Annotated in this window: 18 protein-coding genes and 1 pseudogene; 13 read left to right on the top strand and 6 right to left on the bottom strand. The window is 67.3% G+C overall.

The window, feature by feature from the left end; all coding sequences use genetic code 11:
* Positions 1-48: 48 nt before the first annotated feature.
* From CLG85_RS01960 to CLG85_RS01950, 3 genes are all read right to left on the bottom strand, one after another.
* The gene (locus tag CLG85_RS01960; protein ID WP_176476563.1) at positions 49-219 is read right to left on the bottom strand and encodes a hypothetical protein; all 171 of its coding nucleotides are present in this window, start codon (positions 217-219) and stop codon (positions 49-51) included.
* Positions 220-296: 77 nt separating this feature from the next.
* On the bottom strand, positions 297-875 hold the full coding sequence (locus tag CLG85_RS01955) for an OsmC family protein (protein ID WP_095881905.1): 579 nt from the start codon (positions 873-875) through the stop codon (positions 297-299).
* A 141-nt stretch (positions 876-1,016) separates the two neighbouring features.
* Positions 1,017-1,649, bottom strand: coding sequence for a TetR/AcrR family transcriptional regulator (locus tag CLG85_RS01950; RefSeq protein ID WP_176476564.1), 633 nt, complete (start codon positions 1,647-1,649; stop codon positions 1,017-1,019).
* Positions 1,650-1,945: 296 nt separating this feature from the next.
* Between CLG85_RS01950 and CLG85_RS01945 the strand changes: the two are divergent.
* The 6 genes and pseudogenes from CLG85_RS01945 to CLG85_RS01920 form a co-directional block, all read left to right on the top strand.
* A pseudogene (locus CLG85_RS01945) lies at positions 1,946-2,392 on the top strand (YgjV family protein); the annotation flags it as partial.
* A gap of 65 nt (positions 2,393-2,457) precedes the next feature.
* The gene (locus tag CLG85_RS01940; RefSeq protein WP_095881908.1) at positions 2,458-2,823 is read left to right on the top strand and encodes a rhodanese-like domain-containing protein; all 366 of its coding nucleotides are present in this window, start codon (positions 2,458-2,460) and stop codon (positions 2,821-2,823) included.
* 137 nt (positions 2,824-2,960) lie between these two features.
* Positions 2,961-3,254, top strand: coding sequence for a DUF1330 domain-containing protein (locus tag CLG85_RS01935; protein ID WP_095881909.1), 294 nt, complete (start codon positions 2,961-2,963; stop codon positions 3,252-3,254).
* A gap of 149 nt (positions 3,255-3,403) precedes the next feature.
* A complete protein-coding gene (locus CLG85_RS01930; protein WP_260348345.1) occupies positions 3,404-4,597 on the top strand; it encodes a CaiB/BaiF CoA transferase family protein in 1,194 nt (397 codons plus the stop codon).
* A complete protein-coding gene (locus tag CLG85_RS01925; protein WP_260348342.1) occupies positions 4,594-5,109 on the top strand; it encodes a hypothetical protein in 516 nt (171 codons plus the stop codon). The genes CLG85_RS01930 and CLG85_RS01925 overlap by 4 nt, the downstream gene beginning before the upstream one ends.
* Positions 5,039-5,698, top strand: a complete 660-nt coding sequence (locus tag CLG85_RS01920; protein ID WP_260348339.1) for a type 2 periplasmic-binding domain-containing protein — start codon at positions 5,039-5,041, stop codon at positions 5,696-5,698. Before CLG85_RS01925 ends, CLG85_RS01920 begins: the two co-directional genes overlap by 71 nt.
* Positions 5,699-5,701: 3 nt before the next feature.
* Here the strand turns inward: CLG85_RS01920 and CLG85_RS01915 are convergent, their stop codons facing one another.
* A complete protein-coding gene (locus CLG85_RS01915; RefSeq protein ID WP_095881024.1) occupies positions 5,702-6,547 on the bottom strand; it encodes an amidohydrolase family protein in 846 nt (281 codons plus the stop codon).
* Between the two features lie 38 nt (positions 6,548-6,585).
* Positions 6,586-7,383 (bottom strand): IclR family transcriptional regulator, encoded by a 798-nt coding sequence (locus tag CLG85_RS01910; RefSeq protein WP_095881035.1) that lies wholly within the window; start codon positions 7,381-7,383, stop codon positions 6,586-6,588.
* Positions 7,384-7,533: 150 nt separating this feature from the next.
* On the opposite strand from CLG85_RS01910, the gene CLG85_RS01905 reads away from it, so the two are divergent.
* From CLG85_RS01905 to CLG85_RS01875, 7 genes are all read left to right on the top strand, one after another.
* Complete coding sequence (locus CLG85_RS01905; protein ID WP_095881025.1) at positions 7,534-8,838, top strand: ABC transporter substrate-binding protein; 1,305 nt, start codon at positions 7,534-7,536, stop codon at positions 8,836-8,838.
* Positions 8,839-8,928: 90 nt separating this feature from the next.
* Positions 8,929-9,795, top strand: a complete 867-nt coding sequence (locus CLG85_RS01900; RefSeq protein ID WP_260348338.1) for a carbohydrate ABC transporter permease — start codon at positions 8,929-8,931, stop codon at positions 9,793-9,795.
* Positions 9,795-10,661: a carbohydrate ABC transporter permease gene (locus CLG85_RS01895; protein WP_095881027.1), complete on the top strand. Its 867-nt coding sequence runs from the start codon at positions 9,795-9,797 to the stop codon at positions 10,659-10,661. The genes CLG85_RS01900 and CLG85_RS01895 overlap by 1 nt, the downstream gene beginning before the upstream one ends.
* Positions 10,662-10,664: 3 nt before the next feature.
* A complete protein-coding gene (locus tag CLG85_RS01890) occupies positions 10,665-11,759 on the top strand; it encodes an ABC transporter ATP-binding protein (protein ID WP_260348335.1) in 1,095 nt (364 codons plus the stop codon).
* A 9-nt stretch (positions 11,760-11,768) separates the two neighbouring features.
* A complete protein-coding gene (locus CLG85_RS01885) occupies positions 11,769-12,812 on the top strand; it encodes a Gfo/Idh/MocA family protein (RefSeq protein ID WP_095881029.1) in 1,044 nt (347 codons plus the stop codon).
* Positions 12,812-13,267 carry a MaoC/PaaZ C-terminal domain-containing protein gene (locus tag CLG85_RS01880; protein ID WP_095881030.1) on the top strand — a complete coding sequence of 152 codons (456 nt, stop codon included), beginning with the start codon at positions 12,812-12,814 and terminating at the stop codon, positions 13,265-13,267. Before CLG85_RS01885 ends, CLG85_RS01880 begins: the two co-directional genes overlap by 1 nt.
* Positions 13,264-14,598 (top strand): enolase C-terminal domain-like protein, encoded by a 1,335-nt coding sequence (locus tag CLG85_RS01875; RefSeq protein WP_260348333.1) that lies wholly within the window; start codon positions 13,264-13,266, stop codon positions 14,596-14,598. Before CLG85_RS01880 ends, CLG85_RS01875 begins: the two co-directional genes overlap by 4 nt.
* Here CLG85_RS01875 and CLG85_RS01870 read toward each other — a convergent pair.
* On the bottom strand, positions 14,546-15,631 hold the full coding sequence (locus CLG85_RS01870) for a ShlB/FhaC/HecB family hemolysin secretion/activation protein (RefSeq protein ID WP_141244440.1): 1,086 nt from the start codon (positions 15,629-15,631) through the stop codon (positions 14,546-14,548). The genes CLG85_RS01875 and CLG85_RS01870 overlap by 53 nt on opposite strands.
* Positions 15,632-15,716: the final 85 nt, after the last annotated feature.

Raw genomic sequence — 15,716 nt, 5'->3', positions numbered from 1 at the left:
GAGCGACGGGCCGTCAGGGAGGAAGGGAGGAAGGGAGGTCTGCGGGGCTCAGGCGGCCATCGGCAGCGAGGTATCCTTTTGCTGTGTCATCGGCGCGTCAGCCAGCAGGGTGTTGCGGTCCCACCAGGCGCGGAAGTCGGCGAAGGTGTCACGCAGGGCGACATTGTCGAAGCCGGAGCCGTAGCTGGGCTTGGCGGCGTGCGCGTTGAAACGGGGCATGGGTTTCTCCTTTGGGGGCAGGGATGAAGGGGTTGGCCCGCGCCCGGTCGGCGCGGGCGGTCTGTCAGGGGGTCGGCTCAGCCGGCCATCTCGACCGAGACCGGCACACCGTTGCTCAGCACATCGAAGACGGCGGAGCGGGCGACCGATTGCTCGACGATCTCGCGCAGCTTTTCCTGCGGGGCGTCGCCGCGGATCTTCACCGCCATGCGGACGCCGGTGAAACCGTTGCGAGCGGACTTGTCGAGGCCGAGGATGCCGTTCAGGTTGATGTCGCCCTCGACCTTGGTCTCGACCGCATGCAGCTTCACCTGGCGGATCGAGGCGATGTTGCCGATACCCGCGGTGATGCAGGAGGCCAGCGCCGCCAGCAGCAGCTCGACCGGGGTCACGCCGTTGTCGGCACCGCAGAGCACCTGCGGGTGGTCGCATTCGACGGCGTAGTCGCGGCGGTGCTGCATCTCCTGCATGGCGCCGTGGAAGCCGGTGAAGGCGGTGCGGCTGTGGGTGCCCGAGAGCCACTCTCCGTCAGCGCGGAAGGTGAACTGGGCAATCTGCGGGGTCTCTCCGACCACGCCGAGCGTGGCGAGGAAGGTGGGCACGTCGACGCCGTTCATGGCGGTCTTGGCGGGCTTCTCGAGGGTCTGGGTCGTCATGTCTTAACTCCTGTCCATTTGGGGTCTGGTGAACTCGTCGGGCGCTGCGCCCTTCCGATGGACAGAAGTTCTGACGGCCGCGCGTTTCAGGCCGATTGCGCGGGCTGTTTCATTCGTTTCACGCGGGGATTTCTGGGCGGCTCAGGCCGCGGCGGCCTGCGCCGGCTTGTCGAAGAGCAGCGCGAGATAGTCACGGAAATGTCGCGACTGGCGGGCGGTCATGTCGGTCTTTCCATAGGCGCGCTGCAGCACCAGCGCGCCCTCGATGATCGACACGATCATCTCGGCGAGCTGCCGGGCCGAGACCTCCATGCGCGGCGGGTGCACGTCGAGAACCTCCTGGAACTTGCGGATGTAGATCGCCGTCCACTCGCGCAGCACCTCCGAGACGATGCCGCGCACCTGCTCGTCGAACTGGGCGTTCTCGTAGGTGTAGACCGCGTACATGCACCCGCGCGAGGGCTGTTCGGGATTGGAGATATAGGTCTCGAACCCCTGCAGGAACATCATCAGCTGGTCGTAGGGGTCGTCATGGGTCGCCTCGGCACGGGCGGCGAGGGTGCGGAACATCTCGATGTCCTGCCCGGCGTGCCAGCGCACGAGCTCGCGCGCGAGCTCGGCCTTGGAGCCGAAGTGGTGGAAGAAGGCGCCCTTTGACACCCCCGCCTTGCGCAGGATGTCGTCGATCGACGTGCCGGCGAAACCCTTCTCCATGACGAGCTCGCGGGAGGTTCCGAGGATGTGTTCGCGGGACTGCGCGCCTTTGCGGGACATGAGGCATCTCCAAACCATTCAGTTTGTATTCAGGTTATGCGCTCGCGGCCTGCGCTGCAAGAAATACCGAAAAATACGGCTGAAACGCGCTGAAACGCAGGTGAAACAACCGAAACCCGGAAGCGCCTCCCCAGGAAACAGACCAAACGGTACGCTCAATGCAGACCAAATAGTCTGTTTTCATGGAGGCCACGATGCCCGACATTCTTCCCCTGATCCCCGCAGCTTCCCCGGCGGCCCTTTTCGGATCGGCGGGACTGGCCGGACAACTGGTCTAGCCGCTTTTCCGGCAGCGCCGCCATATGCTCTCGGCGCAGGCCTGCATCGCCGGCTGCTACGCCGCGCAATACGCGCTGCTGGGCCAGTGGAGCGGCACCGGCGTCTGCGCCATCGGCGCGACCCAGACGCTCATCGCCCTCGCCGCCGGGGACCGCCCCTGGCTGCGCCACATGGGGCTCGTATTCCTGCCGCTGGTCTGGCTGGTGACGGCGCTGACCTGGTGCGGGCTCGCCTCGGGCCTTGCGATGACCGCCTGCTGCCTGGTGATGATCGGCCGGATGCAGGGCGACACGCTGCGGATGCGCACGATCCTGCTCTGCGCCGCGCCCTTCGGCATCGGCTACGACCTCGTGGTCGGCGCCCTGCCCGGACTCATGGGTGCGCTGCTCTCGGCCTGCATCGGCGCCGCTGCGCTGCACCGGGAATGGCGGGTGCGGCAAGCCGCGCTGCCCGCCGCCGCCTGAGTTTTCCCCTCTGATTTCACCCTGCGGCGCCGCCGCATCTTCACCACCCACAAAGGACCCCTCCAATGGCAAACTGCTTCAACACCCACGTCGAAGAGGCCCGTGCGGCCGTCCGTTCGATCACCGCCGAAGAGGCCGCAACCCGCCACGCCGGGGGCGCGCTCTTCGTCGACCCCCGCCCCGCCGAGGCGATCGCCAGGACCACCGGGCGCATTCCCGGCGCGATCCTCGCACCGCTGGAGCGGCTCGAGGCAGGGGAGATCCCGCCTCAGATCACCTACCACAAGGGCGAAGTCATCACCGCCTGCCAGGCCGGCCCGATGGGCGCGCTCGCCGCCCATACGCTGGTGAAGGCGGGCGTCGCGCGGGTTGCCTTCGTCGAGACAGGCACGCAGGGCTGGATCGACGCCGGCCATCCGACCGAGCGCTGATCCCTCCCGCGCCCTTCGCCCTCCCGCGGCAGATCGCTGCGGGAGGGTTTCGCGTGCCCGCCTCCCGGCCCTTCCCGCGCCGGACCCACCGCGTTAGACCTGCCGCGACACGATCCGAAAAGGGAAGGACAACCCGGATGAAAGGCTATTGGCTGGTGCTCGGCACCGATGTGACCGACCCCGAGGCGCAGGCGGAATATGGGCGGCTCTGGGCGCCCATCGCGGCGAAATACGGCGCCAGGGTGCGGCGCGGCAACGAGGCGCCCGAACTGGTCGAGGCCGGGGACAAGTCGCGCATCCTGCTGGTTGAATTCGAGAGCCTCGACGTAGCACGGGCCTGCTACGACGACCCCGACTACCAGGCCGCCCGCGCCTTTGCCAAGCAGGCGGCAACGCGCGAGTTGGCGATCTTCGAGGGCAATCTGGGCTGAGCAAGCCGTTCCGAGAGCATTCCGCACGCGGGTCCCGAAGACAGGGCCCGCGTGCTTTTGTATCGGTGCCGCGGCATCGGGCTTGACGCACCATGGGTGAAGCGGTCATTCATATGTGAGCAGACATTTCACAGAAGAATGAGCGCCAGATGACCGCGAGCCCCCCGACCGAGACCGCCCACAGCCCGGCAGCGGCCCTGCCCGAGCGCCCCCTCGAGGGGCTGCTGGTGGTCGACCTCAGCCAGTTCCTCTCCGGCCCCTATTGCTCGCTGCGGCTGGCCGATCTCGGCGCACGGGTGATCAAGATCGAGCGCGCCGGTGCCGGGGACTTGTCGCGGCAGCTTTACCTGTCGGACACCGAGATCGGCGGCGACTCGACGATTTTCCACGCCATCAACCGCGGCAAGGAGAGCCTCGCGCTCGACCTCAAGGATCCCGCCGATCTCGCCGCGCTGAAGCGGCTGGTGGGACAGGCCGACGTGATGATCCAGAACTTCCGGCCGGGCGTGGCGGACCGCATCGGCGTCGGCTGGGAGGACATGCACAAGCTCAACCCGCGGCTCGTCTACGGCTCGATTTCGGGCTACGGCGATGACGGCCCCTGGGTGAAATTCCCCGGGCAGGATCTGCTGGCGCAAGCGCGCTCGGGGCTGATGTGGCTGACCGGCGACGCGGCGCAGGGGCCGGTGCCCATGGGGCTCGCGGTGGGCGACATGTTCGCCGGGGTGGCGCTCTCGCAAGGCATTCTCGCCGCGCTGGTGCGGCGCAGCATCGACGGGATCGGGCGGCACATCGAGACCAGCCTGCTCGAGGCGCTGGTCGACTTGCAATTCGAGGTGCTGACCACCTGGCTCAACGACGGCCGCCGCCTGCCCACCCGCTCGCAGACCAATGGCGCCCACGCCTATCTCGGCGCCCCCTACGGCGTCTACGCGGCACGGGACGGCTATCTCGCGCTGGCGATGACTCCGCTCGACCGGCTGGCCGAGCTGCTGGAGCTGCCCGAACTGGCCGGGCGCCCGGCGAGCGACGCCTTCAGCGCCCGCGACGCGATCAAGGCGCGGCTGGCCGAGCGCATCGCCGAGAAGACCGTGGCCGACTGGCTCGCCATCCTGCAGCCCGCCGACATCTGGTGCTCGGAGGTGCTCAACTGGTCCGAGCTGATGCAGGCCGAGGCCTTCACCCGGCTTGACCTCCTGCAGACCGTGACCCGCGACGACGGGGTCAGCATCGACACCACCCGCGCGCCACTCACCATCGACGGCCGCCGTCCGGCGGGCCACCGCGCCGCGCCGCGCGTCGGCGAGCACTCGGACACGATCCGCAAGGAGTTCGGACTATGATCTCTTTCAAGGGCATGACCTGGGACCACCCGCGCGGCTACGATCCGCTCGCCGCCCTGTCGCGCGAGTGGGAAGCCGAGCACGGCGTCTCCATTTGCTGGGACCGACGCTCGCTGCAGGATTTCGAGAGCTACCCGGTGCTCGATCTCGCCAAGGCCTACGACCTCGTCATCATCGACCATCCGCACGTCGGGCAGATCACCGGCGAGGCTTGCCTGATCCCCCTGCCCGACGCGCCGGAGATCGCCGCCGGATCGCTTGGCCGGTCGTACGAGAGCTATACCTGGCAAGGTAGCCAATGGGCCTACCCAGTGGATGCCGCCGCGCAGGTGCAGGCGGTCCGCCCCGACCTGACGACGCCGGTGACCACATGGGACGAGGTGATGCGTCTCGCCGAGGATGGCCGCGTGATGATCCCGCTGCGCCCCCCCGCACGTGCTGATGAGCTTCTACACGCTTTGCGCCAACCTCGGGCATCCCTGCCGGGTGGACGGCAGCGCGCCCTTTGTTGACCGCGCCGGCGGCCTGCACGCGCTCGAGCTGCTGCAGGCGCTGGCTGAGAAAGTCGACCCCGCCTGCTTCGGCATGGACCCGATCGCCGTGCTGGGGGCAATGGCGCAGGGGGGCCGCGTCGCCTGCGCTCCACTGATCTACGGCTACATCAGCTATTCGCTGCCTGATGCGCTGCCGCACCGCGTGACCTTCCACGACATCCCCGAGGCCGCACCCGGCGCCGGACCGAAGGGCAGCGCGCTCGGCGGCACGGGGCTGGCCGTCTCGGCATTCTGCAGGCACCCCGAGGAAGCCATCGCCTTTGCCCGCCACGCCGCAGCGCCCGGGGCGCAGGCCGGGCTCTGGGCCTCGGCGGGCGGACAGGCCGGGCACCGCGATGCGTGGATTTCGCCGGTGGTGGATGCCGGCGCGGGCGGCTTCTACTCGGGCACGCTGGCGACGCTGGATACTGCCTGGATGCGCCCCCGACACGATGGCTACATGCCGTTCCAGCAGGAGGCCTCGGAGCGGATCAACGCCGCGCTGAAGAACGGCGCGTTCGAGGCCGCCATGGACGACCTCGACAGGCTTTTCGCCGCGACTTTCTGAGGCTCAGAGCGACCAGATGCGCGCCGCGTTCCCTGCATAGAGCGCGGCGCGCTCCTCGGCGCTACAGCCGGCAAAGATCGCGCGGGTGGCCGCAACCCAGGTGGAGAGCCCGCCACCCAGCGTGTTCACCGGCCAGTCGCCGCCCCAGCAGATGCGATCGGGCCCGAAGGTCTCGGCTGTGTAGGTGACCCAGCGGGTCAGCTCGTCCAGCGTCCAGCCCGCGCCGCCATAGGCGACGACCCCGGAGATCTTGGCGCTGACGTTCGGGCGCTTGGCGATCTCGGCCAGATCGCGCGCCCAGGCATCCCACTGCCCGCCCGCGATATCCGGCACACCGCAGTGGTCGAGCACGAAGCGGGTGTTGGGCGCCGAGTCGACGAGCTCGATCGCCAGCGGCAGTTGCCGGGCGAGCACGCAGAGGTCGAAGGGCAGGTCGGGACCGGAGAGAAGGCGGATGTTCTGCCGGAAGAGATCGCCCTGCGAGACTTCATCCGGGACCACGTGCAACACGCGCCGGAAGCCGACCACCAGCGCACGTGCGGCAGAGCGTTCGAGAAAGCCCGGAAAGTCGACTGCCTCGGGGCGGCAGGCGGCAATCGCGCCGCGGATCGGGAAGGTGCCGCTGGCGGCCAGTTCCTCGATCCAGGCGGTCTCGTCCTCCATCCGCGCGTCGGCGACATCCACCTCCATGTGGATCGCGCCGCCGATGCCGATGCGGCGGGCCTCCTCGGCGTAGGTCTCCAGCAGCCAGTCCTGGTCGAGCGCCGGGGCGCCGGACAGCCACGGGTAATCAAGCCGGTCGCGACGCACCAGGTGAAGGTGGCTGTCCAGAATGGCGGGCTCTTGCATGTGCTCCTCCCTGAGCAAGTCATTCACCCAAGAATGGATCATTCAGATGCGAATGTCTCCCCCTCAGCACCATATCCGGCAAATCGCGACAGTTCCGCGGTGGTCTCGACCAACGCTTGCGTCGCCTCCTCGGGGCTGGGCGCGGATTCGCGGTCGACCAGCGGCAGGTAGGGAATGGTGACCGCGGCGATGGCCTCGCCGCTCGGCGCCAGCACCGGAGCCGAGAGGTTGGTGACGCCCAGCGTCTGCGCCGAGGGCTTCACCTCGTAGCCGCGCGCGCGGACGATCTCGAAGCGGGCCTCCAGCTCGGCGGGGATTTCCCGTGCCGGGGCGCCGGTGTCGCTGTTCTCGGCCACCATGGCCCGCCGCCGCTCGGGGCTGGCAAAGGCCAGCAGGACGTTGCCAGAGCCTGTGTCGAAGAGGTTGATGTGGCTGCCGACGCGGATCGAGATGCCCCAGTAGCCCGGCGCCTCCTGCTGCGCGATGACCACCGCGTTGCCGCGGTCGAAGACCACCAATTGGTTCGCCTGCCGGGTGCGCGCAGCCAGATCGCGCAGCAGCGGCGTCGCCAGCGAGGCCAGCCGCCGCGTCGGCGCGTGGAACTGCGCCATGCCGAACATCTTCAGCGTCAGCGCGTAGCGGTCACCCTCGACCCGGGCGACGTAACCGCGCCGGGCGAGTCGTTCGAGCATCCGGTAAAACTCGTTGGGGGAGCGGCCGAGCGCCTTGGCGATCTCGGCTTGGGTGAGCCCGCCCTCGATCCCGGCAAGCAGCTCGAGAATGTCGAGCCCCTTGTCCAGCGCCGGCGCGCGGTAGCGGTCATTGGTGTCGGTCATGCTGCTCTCTGTGAATTGCATCATTCATATAAGAATACGCTCTGCGCCTCCAGCGGAATTCCTTGACAGGCGGCCTCCATTGTATTTGCATATGAATAGATTATCCATAAGTGAGGGGATACCCCTCGCGGATTTTCAGGGAGGAGAACCATGAAATATCTGACGACCGCTTCGGCGGCAGTGCTTGCCTTGGCGACCGCCGCCTCTGCGCAGGATCTGCCGGGCAGCTTCGAGGGCGTGACCATTCAGGCCAAGCTCATCGGCGGACAGCAATACGAACCGCTCTACGCGCGCATCGCCGAATGGGAGGCGGCGACCGGCGCCAAGGTCGAGGTGATCTCGAAGAAGAACCACTTCGAGCTCGACCGCGAGATCAAGTCCGACATCGCCACCGGCCAGCTTGGCTGGTGCGTCGGCTCGAACCACTCGTCCTTTGCGCCGCAGTACCCGGGCATCTACGTCGATCTGCGCGAGTACCTGCCCGAGGAGGCGCTGGCCGACTTCGTGCCGGGCAACATCCAGTCGGCGACGCTCGACGGCAAGCTGGTGATGCTGCCGCGCGCGCAGTTCGACGTTTCGGCGCTCTACTACCAGAAGGACCTCTACGAGAAGGCCGATGCCGCCGCCTTCGAGGCGGAATACGGCTATCCGCTGGCGGTGCCCGAGACCTGGGACCAGGTTGCCGATCAGGCCAAGTTCTTCGCCGATGCACCGAACTTCTACGGCACGCAATACGCCGGCAAGGAAGAGGCCATCGCCGGGCGCTTCTACGAGATCCTCGTGGCCGACGGCGGCGAGTTCCTTGACGCCGATGGCCGCCCCGCCTTCAACTCGGAAGCGGGTGTCGAGGCGCTGAACTGGTTCGTCGATCTCTATCAGGCCAAGGCCGTGCCCGCGGGCGTGCCGAACTACCTCTGGGACGATCTGGGACAGGGGTTCGCCTCGGGCACCGTCGCGCTGAACCTCGACTGGCCGGGCTGGGCCGGGTTCTTCAACGACCCCTCGGCTTCCAAGGTCGCGGGCAATGTCGGCGTCGCGCCGCCGCCGAAGGGCTCTGCGGGCATCCGCTCGGGCTGGTCGGGCTTCCACGGCTTCTCCGTCACGCAGGACTGCGAAAACCCCGAGGCCGCCGCTTCGCTGGTCTGGTTCCTGACCAACGAGGACAGCCAGAAGCTGGAAAGCTCGGCCGGGCCGCTGCCCTCGCGCCAGTCTGTCTGGGAACATGTGATCTCCGCCGCCGAAGGTGATGCCTACCGCACCGAGGTGCTGAAGGCCTTCCAGACCGCTGCCGAGACCGCCTTCCCGGTGCCGCAGACGCCGAGCTGGATCGAGATCACCAACGTGCTTTACCCGGAACTGCAGGCCGCCATCCTTGGCGACAAGAGCCCGCAGGACGCGCTCGACACGGCCGCCAAGGAAGCAACCGCCATCCTAGAGGACGCCGGCGAACTCTGAGCCGCATCCCAAGACCGGGCCGCGTCCGCGCGGCCCGACTCCCCTGACAGGAGACCAAGATGAAGGCCTCGCGCCTCCCCCCCCCACATCGTGCTGCTGCTGCCTGCGGTGATCGTGCTCTCCGCCGTGGTGGTGGTGCCGCTGCTGCTGTCGCTGTGGTCGAGCTTCACCCCCTTCCGCCTGACCAAGCCCGAGACGGTCTACCAGTTCATCGGCATTCGCAATTACCAGCGCATCTTCGGTGACCTCGACTTCTGGATCGCCTTCGGCCGCACCGTGCTGCTGCTGACCGTGGCGCTGAACCTCGAGATGCTGATCGGGCTCGGGCTCGCACTGCTGGTCGACCGGCAGACCCGCGGGCAACGACTGTTGCGCACCATCCTGATGTTCCCGATGATGTTCTCTCCCATCCTCGTCGGCTTCCAGTTCAAGTTCATGTTCAACGACAACGTCGGGCTGGTGAACAACGCCCTGCAGTCGCTGGGCTTCACCGACAAGGCGATCCCCTGGCTGATCGACGGCAAGCTGGCCTTCCTCGCGATTGCCGCCGCCGAGATCTGGTCCTCGACCGCGGTCTTCGCGATCTTCATCCTTGCCGGTCTCATGGCCATGCCGCGCGAGCCGCAGGAGGCGGCCCGGGTCGACGGCTGCACGCCCTGGCAGACCTTCCGCTATGTCACCTGGCCGTTCCTGATGCCCTTCGCCTTCATCGCGATGACCATCCGCAGCCTCGACGTTGCGCGGGCCTATGACATCATCAAGATCATGACCGACGGTGGCCCCGCGGGCCGGACCGAGGTGCTCTGGACGCTGATCGCCCGCACCGCCTATTCGGACGCGCGCATGGGGATGGCCAATGCCATGTCCTATGTCGCGATCCTGCTCTCGGTCGCCTTCACGGCATATTTCTTCTCCAAGCTCGGCAAGGCCCGGGCGCAGGTCGCGGGGGACTGGTGATGGACGCGAATGCCTCCGCACGGCTGAAGAAGCGCGGCTCCGCCTGGGCGCTGAACGTGGCGCTCTTCATTTCGATGCTGATCATCTGCCTGCCCGGGCTCTGGATCGTGCTCAACTCGCTGCGGCCAACGGTCGAGATCATGGCCAAGCCGCCGGTCTGGATCCCGCGCGAGCTGTCTTTCGATGCCTATGTCGACATGTTCTCGGGCGTTGGACAGGGCGGGATCCCGGTGATCTCGTATTTCCGCAACTCGGTGATCATCGCGGTGACCTCGACGATCATCTCGCTGGCGATCGGCATGTCCGGCGGCTACGCCTTCGCGCGCTACCGCTTCAAGGGCAAGTCGGCCTGGTTCCTCGGGCTCATGCTGACCCGCACGGTGCCCGGCATCGCGCTGTCGCTGCCGCTGTTCTTCCTCTACGCCAAGACCGGGCTCATCGACACCCACGCGGGCATGATCATCGCCTATACCGCGCTCAACGTGCCCTTCACCATCTGGCTGATCGACGGCTTCTTCCGGCAGGTTCCGCGCGATCTGGCCGAGGCGGCGCAGATCGACGGCTGCACCCGCTGGCAGGCCTTCTGGCAGGTCGAGTTCCCGCTCGCCCGCCCCGGCATCGCCAGCGCCGGCATCTTCGCCTTCCTCACCTCGTGGAACGAGTTCGCGCTGGCCAGCCAGCTCACCCGCTCCACCGACAGCAAGACCCTTCCCGTGGGTCTGCTCGATTACACCGCCGAGTTCACCATCGACTGGCGCGGCATGTGCGCGCTCGCCGTGGTGATGATCATCCCGGCGCTTCTTCTGACTTACGCGGTGCAGAAGCACCTCGTCTCGGGCCTGACCTCGGGCGCGATCAAGGGATAAGACATGGCCACGCTGACACTTTCCTCCCTCGACAAGAAATACGGCGGCTTCCACGCGGTGAAGGGGATCGACCTCGACGTCGCCGATGGCGAATTCGTCGCGCTGGTCGGCCCCTCGGGCTGCGGCAAGTCCACGACGCTGCGGATGATCGCCGGGCTCGAGGACATCTCGGGCGGCCAGCTGCGCATCGGCGACCGGGTGGTCAACGACCTGCCGCCGCGCGACCGGAACATCTCGATGGTGTTCCAGAGCTATGCGCTCTTCCCGCACATGACGGTGGCCGAGAACATGGGCTTCTCGCTGAAGATCGCCGGGCGCGACGCCGGGACCATCGACACGGCAGTGAAGGAGGCCGCGCGCATCCTCGAGATCGAGCCTCTGCTGGAGCGCCGCCCGGCGCAGCTTTCGGGCGGCCAGCGCCAGCGTGTCGCCATGGGGCGCGCCATCGTGCGCGACCCGGACGTGTTCCTGTTTGACGAGCCGCTGTCCAACCTCGACGCCAAGCTGCGCGGCCAGATGCGCACCGAGATCAAGCGGCTGCACGCCCGGCTCGGCTCGACGGTGGTCTATGTCACCCACGACCAGATCGAGGCGATGACCCTTGCGGATCGCATCGTCATCATGCGCGGCGGGGTGATCGAGCAGGTCGGGACGCCCGACGAGGTGTTCAACCGACCCGCCTCGCGTTTCGTCGCGAGCTTCATCGGCTCGCCGCCGATGAACATGGCCGAGGCGGTGGTGACGGCTGGGCGCGCGCTGCGGCTCGAGGATGGCACCGAACTGCCCCTGCCGACCGCCTTCCACGTCGCCGAAGGGCGCCGCGTTGTGCTCGGTCTGCGCCCCGATGACATCTACCCCGAGGGGCACGGCATCCACAGCGAGAGCGGCCACGCGGTGGAAAGCCGCGAACTGCCGGTGATGCTGTCCGAGCCCCTCGGCAACGAGACGCTGCTGTTCACCGAGCTCGGTGGGCAGAGCTGGACCGCGCGGATGCTGAACCCGCGCTCCGTGAAGCGCGGCGAGCTGCTGCGCTTCCATCTTGATCTCTCTCGCGCGCATCTCTTCGACGCCGAGACCGGCCTAACCCTGCGCGACTGAGGACGCCCCATGACCACACTCAAACAGGACTGGCACACGCCGAGTGTCCGCCGCCCCATCGTCATCTTCGGCGCGGGCTCCATCGTGCGTGACGCCCACCTTCCCGCCTGGGCGGCGGGTGGCTACGAGGTGGCGGGCATCACCGATCCCGACCGTGCCAAGGCCGAGGCGCTGGCCGCCGAGCACGGCACCCGAGCGCTCACCGTCTCCGAGGCGCTTGCGATGCCGGGCGCGGTCTTCGACCTCGCCACCCCGCCCGATGCTCATGCCGGCATCCTCGAGACGCTGCCCGAAGGCGCAGCGGTGCTGATCCAGAAGCCCATGGGCAGCACTCTTGAGGGCGCCACCGAGGTACTGCGGATCTGCCGCGAGCGAAACCTCTTGGCTGCGATGAACTTCCAGCTGCGATTTGCCCCCATGGCGGTCGCGCTGAAGGATGCCATCGACAAGGGCCTGCTGGGCCAGGTGGTCGATATCGAGATGCACGGCGTTCTGGCCACGCCCTGGGGCCTCTGGACCTTCCTCGAGGGACTGCCGCGGATCGAGATAGCCATGCATTCGATCCACTACCTCGACCTCATCCGCCACCTCGTCGGCGAGCCGCGGGGAGTCTCGGCCCGCACCCTCGGCCATCCGAGCCACGCCGTCGCCCAGACTCGCACCGCGGCGATCCTCGACTATGGTCCCGACCTGCGCTGCCTTCTGTCGGTCAACCACGACTGGGACTTCGGCCGCCCGCACCAGGCCTGCGAGCTGCGCGTCGCGGGCACCAAGGGCGCGGCCTTCATGAAGCTGGGGGTCAACCTCGACTATCCGAAGGGCGAGCCTGACGTGCTCGAGATCAACGATGGCAGCGGCTGGCGGACGATCCCGCTCACCGGCTCGTGGTTCACCGAGAGCTTCACCGGCCGCATGCACAACCTGCAGCGCGCCGCCGCGGGCGAGGAGGCGCTGATTGCCCCCGTCTCCGACGGTTGGCGCACCATGGCACTGGTCGAGGCCTGCTATGCCGCCTCCGCCGCGCCGCTGACCGCCATTCAGGAGACCCCGTGATGGAACGCCCCCGCTACCTTGAAGAGATCGAGATCGGCGAGGTCCGCGAGACCTACGGCCGCACCATCACCGAGACCGATTTCGTCGTCCACGCCGGGCACACCGGCGATTTCTTCCCGCACCACATGGACGCCGAGTTCATGGCCAAGTCCGAGTTCGGCGGGCGCATCGCCCATGGCACGATGATCTTCGCCATCGGGGTCGGGCTCACCGCGACCGAGATCAACCCGCTGGCCTTCTCCTACGGCTACGACCGGCTGCGCTTCGTGAAGCCGGTGTTCATCGGCGACACCATCCGCACCCGCATCACAGCCGCCCGCAAGGAGGACGACCCCAAGCGCCCGCAGTCCGGCAAGCTCTTCGAGACGGTGCAGGTGCTGAACCAGAAGGGCGAGGTGGTGCTGGCCTGCGAGCATATCTACGTAGTGCAAAAGAAAGAGGTTGCTGCGGCATGACCCGGATCACCGGCCTGCGGACATGGGACCTGCGCTTCCCCTCGGAAGGCGGGCTTGACGGCTCCGACGCGATGAACCCCGATCCGGTCTACTCGGCCGCCTATGTCACCTTGGAGACGGACGGCGGACACGAGGGCCACGGGCTGACCTTCACCATCGGGCGCGGCAACGAGCTTTGCGTCGCCGCCATCGAAGCGCTGAAGGGACAGGTGATCGGCCGCGACACCGACGATATCCGCGCCAACCCCGGTGCCTTCTGGCGCGAAATCACCGGCGACAGCCAGCTGCGCTGGGTGGGGCCTGAAAAGGGCGTCATCCACCTCGCAACCGGGGCGCTGGTCAACGCGGTCTGGGACCTGATGGCGCGCGAGGCCGGTCTGCCGGTCTGGCGCTTCGTGTCCGAGATGAGCCCCGAAGAGCTCGCCCGCATTCCCGATTACCGCTACATGACCGACTTCCTCGACAGCGCGCAGGCGCTGGAGTTGCTGCAGGAGGCCGCGCGCGGAAAACCCGCCCGCATCGCCACCCTGCTCGAGGAAGGGTATCCCTGCTACACCACCTCGGCCGGCTGGCTCGGCTATCCCGATGACAAGCTGCGGCGACTCTGCCGCGAGGCGGGGGCACAGGGCTTTACCCATGTGAAGATGAAGGTCGGCCGCGACGTCGAGGACGACATCCGCCGCCTGACCATCTTCCGCGAGGAGCTGGGGCCCGAGGTCACGCTCATGATCGACGCCAACCAGGTCTGGGAGGTGCCCCAGGCGATCGACTGGGTGAACCGCCTGTCCTTTGCCAAGCCCTGGTTCATCGAAGAGCCGACTTGCCCCGATGACATCCTTGGCCACAAGGCAATCCGCGAGGGGGTCGCCCCGATCAAGGTGGCGACCGGCGAGATGTGCCAGAACCGGGTGATGTTCAAACAGTTCATCGCCGCCGGCGCCATCGACGTGGTGCAAATCGACGCCTGTCGCCTCGGCGGGCTCAACGAGGTCTTCGCGGTGCAGCTGATGGCCGCGAAGGCCGGGCTGCCGGTCTGGCCACACGCCGGCGGTGTCGGGCTTTGCGAGTATGTCCAGCACCTGAGCATGATCGACTATGTGGCCGTCTGCGGCGCCAAGGACGACCGCCGCACCGAATACGTCGACCACCTGCACGAGCATTTCACCGCTCCCTGCGTGGTGCGGAACGGGGCCTACAGGGCGCTCCGCTCCGGGCTTCTCAATCGAGATCAAGGAGGCCACCCGCCGCGACTTCGCGGTCGGGTGATCCCCGCAGCCGTCAGAACTGGTAGGCTGCCTGAAACCAGAGGCGTGTCTCATCCTGCGGCGTGACACCCTCGGGCTCGGATGTGACATGCGTCAGCGCGAGCTCTCCGAGGAAGTTGCCCTGCAGGGTGCGCACGCCCCAGCTGGCGCTTGACCAACCGTCTCGCTCACCGGTGAACACCGGGCTGCCCATATTGCGCAGCCGTCCGCCGTCGAGCCCGACGAAGCCCTGCGTCCGGCGCAGCGCACCGGTGGCCATGCTTGGCGGCTGGAAGTCATGCGCAAGCTCGATCCGCCCGCCGAAGCAGCGGTCCGCCAAGACATAGCTTCGGTCAAAGCCGCGCGAATAGGCGTTGGTGCCATAGCCGCAGCGCTGCGTGACCGGCAGGCTGTCCTCGGTGAACTGACCAATCACCCCGCCATTCACGTAGGTGGCGCCCGGGAGCGGAATTGAGACCTCGGCGCTGAAGGCCACGCGCAGGAAGTCCGGCGTGACGCCGCGCGCACTCGGCAGCGGGTTTCCGGCGAGCGAGGCGCCGAAGCCCGACAGCCCCTTGGTCACCGACAGCGCAAGTCGGCGGCGGAAGGCAAAGGGCTTGCCGGTTTCATGCATCAGCCCGATCCGCAGAAGCCGCAGGTCCTCGTCGGTCACGTCGAACCCCAACATCTCGTCGGTACGCTGCTTTGCCGCCAGCTCGACCGAAGCGGTCAGCCTGTCCTGCCCAAGCAACCAGACATGGCGCAGCCCGAGTGCCAGCGTCTCGTGCACGCCCTTCACCTCCAGCGGCATCAGCTCGTTGGTGCCGAGCTGGTAATCGCCGTGGTCATAGTTCACGTAGACCGTCGTGCCGATGCCGAGTCCAAGCCGATACCCGAGCCCACCCGCGCGCAGCTCCAGCCCGCCGTCGACATCCGGCCCACCGATCACCCCGAGAACATCGATCTGGCTACCGTATTCTGTAGAAAATGGTACGGACATGCCCAGAGACCCGATGTAGCGTCCGATCGGCTCCGAGCCGGTGGACGAAATCGTGGCGACGGCGGTGAATTCATCGACCTTGCGCACCTGAGAGGTCGAGCCGCGATCCACTCCAGTCACCGGATCCACGACAAAATCAGCAAAAAAAAGACTGCGCCGCGGCCCTATGCGGTTCTAACGTTATGAAAAATATAACGAAAACTGC

The sequence above is a fragment of the Alloyangia mangrovi genome (assembly GCF_002300555.2).
Lineage (GTDB): Bacteria > Pseudomonadota > Alphaproteobacteria > Rhodobacterales > Rhodobacteraceae > Salipiger > Salipiger mangrovi.
This window is presented reverse-complemented; position numbering and strand designations above follow the sequence as displayed.

Excerpts from the sequence above, each read along its gene's own strand:
- CLG85_RS01960 (WP_176476563.1), bottom strand. The coding sequence starts at position 219 with ATGCCCCGTTTCAACGCGCACGCCGCCAAGCCCAGCTACGGCTCCGGC.
- CLG85_RS01955 (WP_095881905.1), bottom strand. The coding sequence starts at position 875 with ATGACGACCCAGACCCTCGAGAAGCCCGCCAAGACCGCCATGAACGGC.
- CLG85_RS01950 (WP_176476564.1), bottom strand. The coding sequence starts at position 1,649 with ATGTCCCGCAAAGGCGCGCAGTCCCGCGAACACATCCTCGGAACCTCC.
- CLG85_RS01940 (WP_095881908.1), top strand. The coding sequence starts at position 2,458 with ATGGCAAACTGCTTCAACACCCACGTCGAAGAGGCCCGTGCGGCCGTC.
- CLG85_RS01935 (WP_095881909.1), top strand. The coding sequence starts at position 2,961 with ATGAAAGGCTATTGGCTGGTGCTCGGCACCGATGTGACCGACCCCGAG.
- CLG85_RS01930 (WP_260348345.1), top strand. The coding sequence starts at position 3,404 with ATGACCGCGAGCCCCCCGACCGAGACCGCCCACAGCCCGGCAGCGGCC.
- CLG85_RS01925 (WP_260348342.1), top strand. The coding sequence starts at position 4,594 with ATGATCTCTTTCAAGGGCATGACCTGGGACCACCCGCGCGGCTACGAT.
- CLG85_RS01920 (WP_260348339.1), top strand. The coding sequence starts at position 5,039 with ATGAGCTTCTACACGCTTTGCGCCAACCTCGGGCATCCCTGCCGGGTG.
- CLG85_RS01915 (WP_095881024.1), bottom strand. The coding sequence starts at position 6,547 with ATGCAAGAGCCCGCCATTCTGGACAGCCACCTTCACCTGGTGCGTCGC.
- CLG85_RS01910 (WP_095881035.1), bottom strand. The coding sequence starts at position 7,383 with ATGACCGACACCAATGACCGCTACCGCGCGCCGGCGCTGGACAAGGGG.
- CLG85_RS01905 (WP_095881025.1), top strand. The coding sequence starts at position 7,534 with ATGAAATATCTGACGACCGCTTCGGCGGCAGTGCTTGCCTTGGCGACC.
- CLG85_RS01895 (WP_095881027.1), top strand. The coding sequence starts at position 9,795 with ATGGACGCGAATGCCTCCGCACGGCTGAAGAAGCGCGGCTCCGCCTGG.
- CLG85_RS01890 (WP_260348335.1), top strand. The coding sequence starts at position 10,665 with ATGGCCACGCTGACACTTTCCTCCCTCGACAAGAAATACGGCGGCTTC.
- CLG85_RS01885 (WP_095881029.1), top strand. The coding sequence starts at position 11,769 with ATGACCACACTCAAACAGGACTGGCACACGCCGAGTGTCCGCCGCCCC.
- CLG85_RS01880 (WP_095881030.1), top strand. The coding sequence starts at position 12,812 with ATGGAACGCCCCCGCTACCTTGAAGAGATCGAGATCGGCGAGGTCCGC.
- CLG85_RS01875 (WP_260348333.1), top strand. The coding sequence starts at position 13,264 with ATGACCCGGATCACCGGCCTGCGGACATGGGACCTGCGCTTCCCCTCG.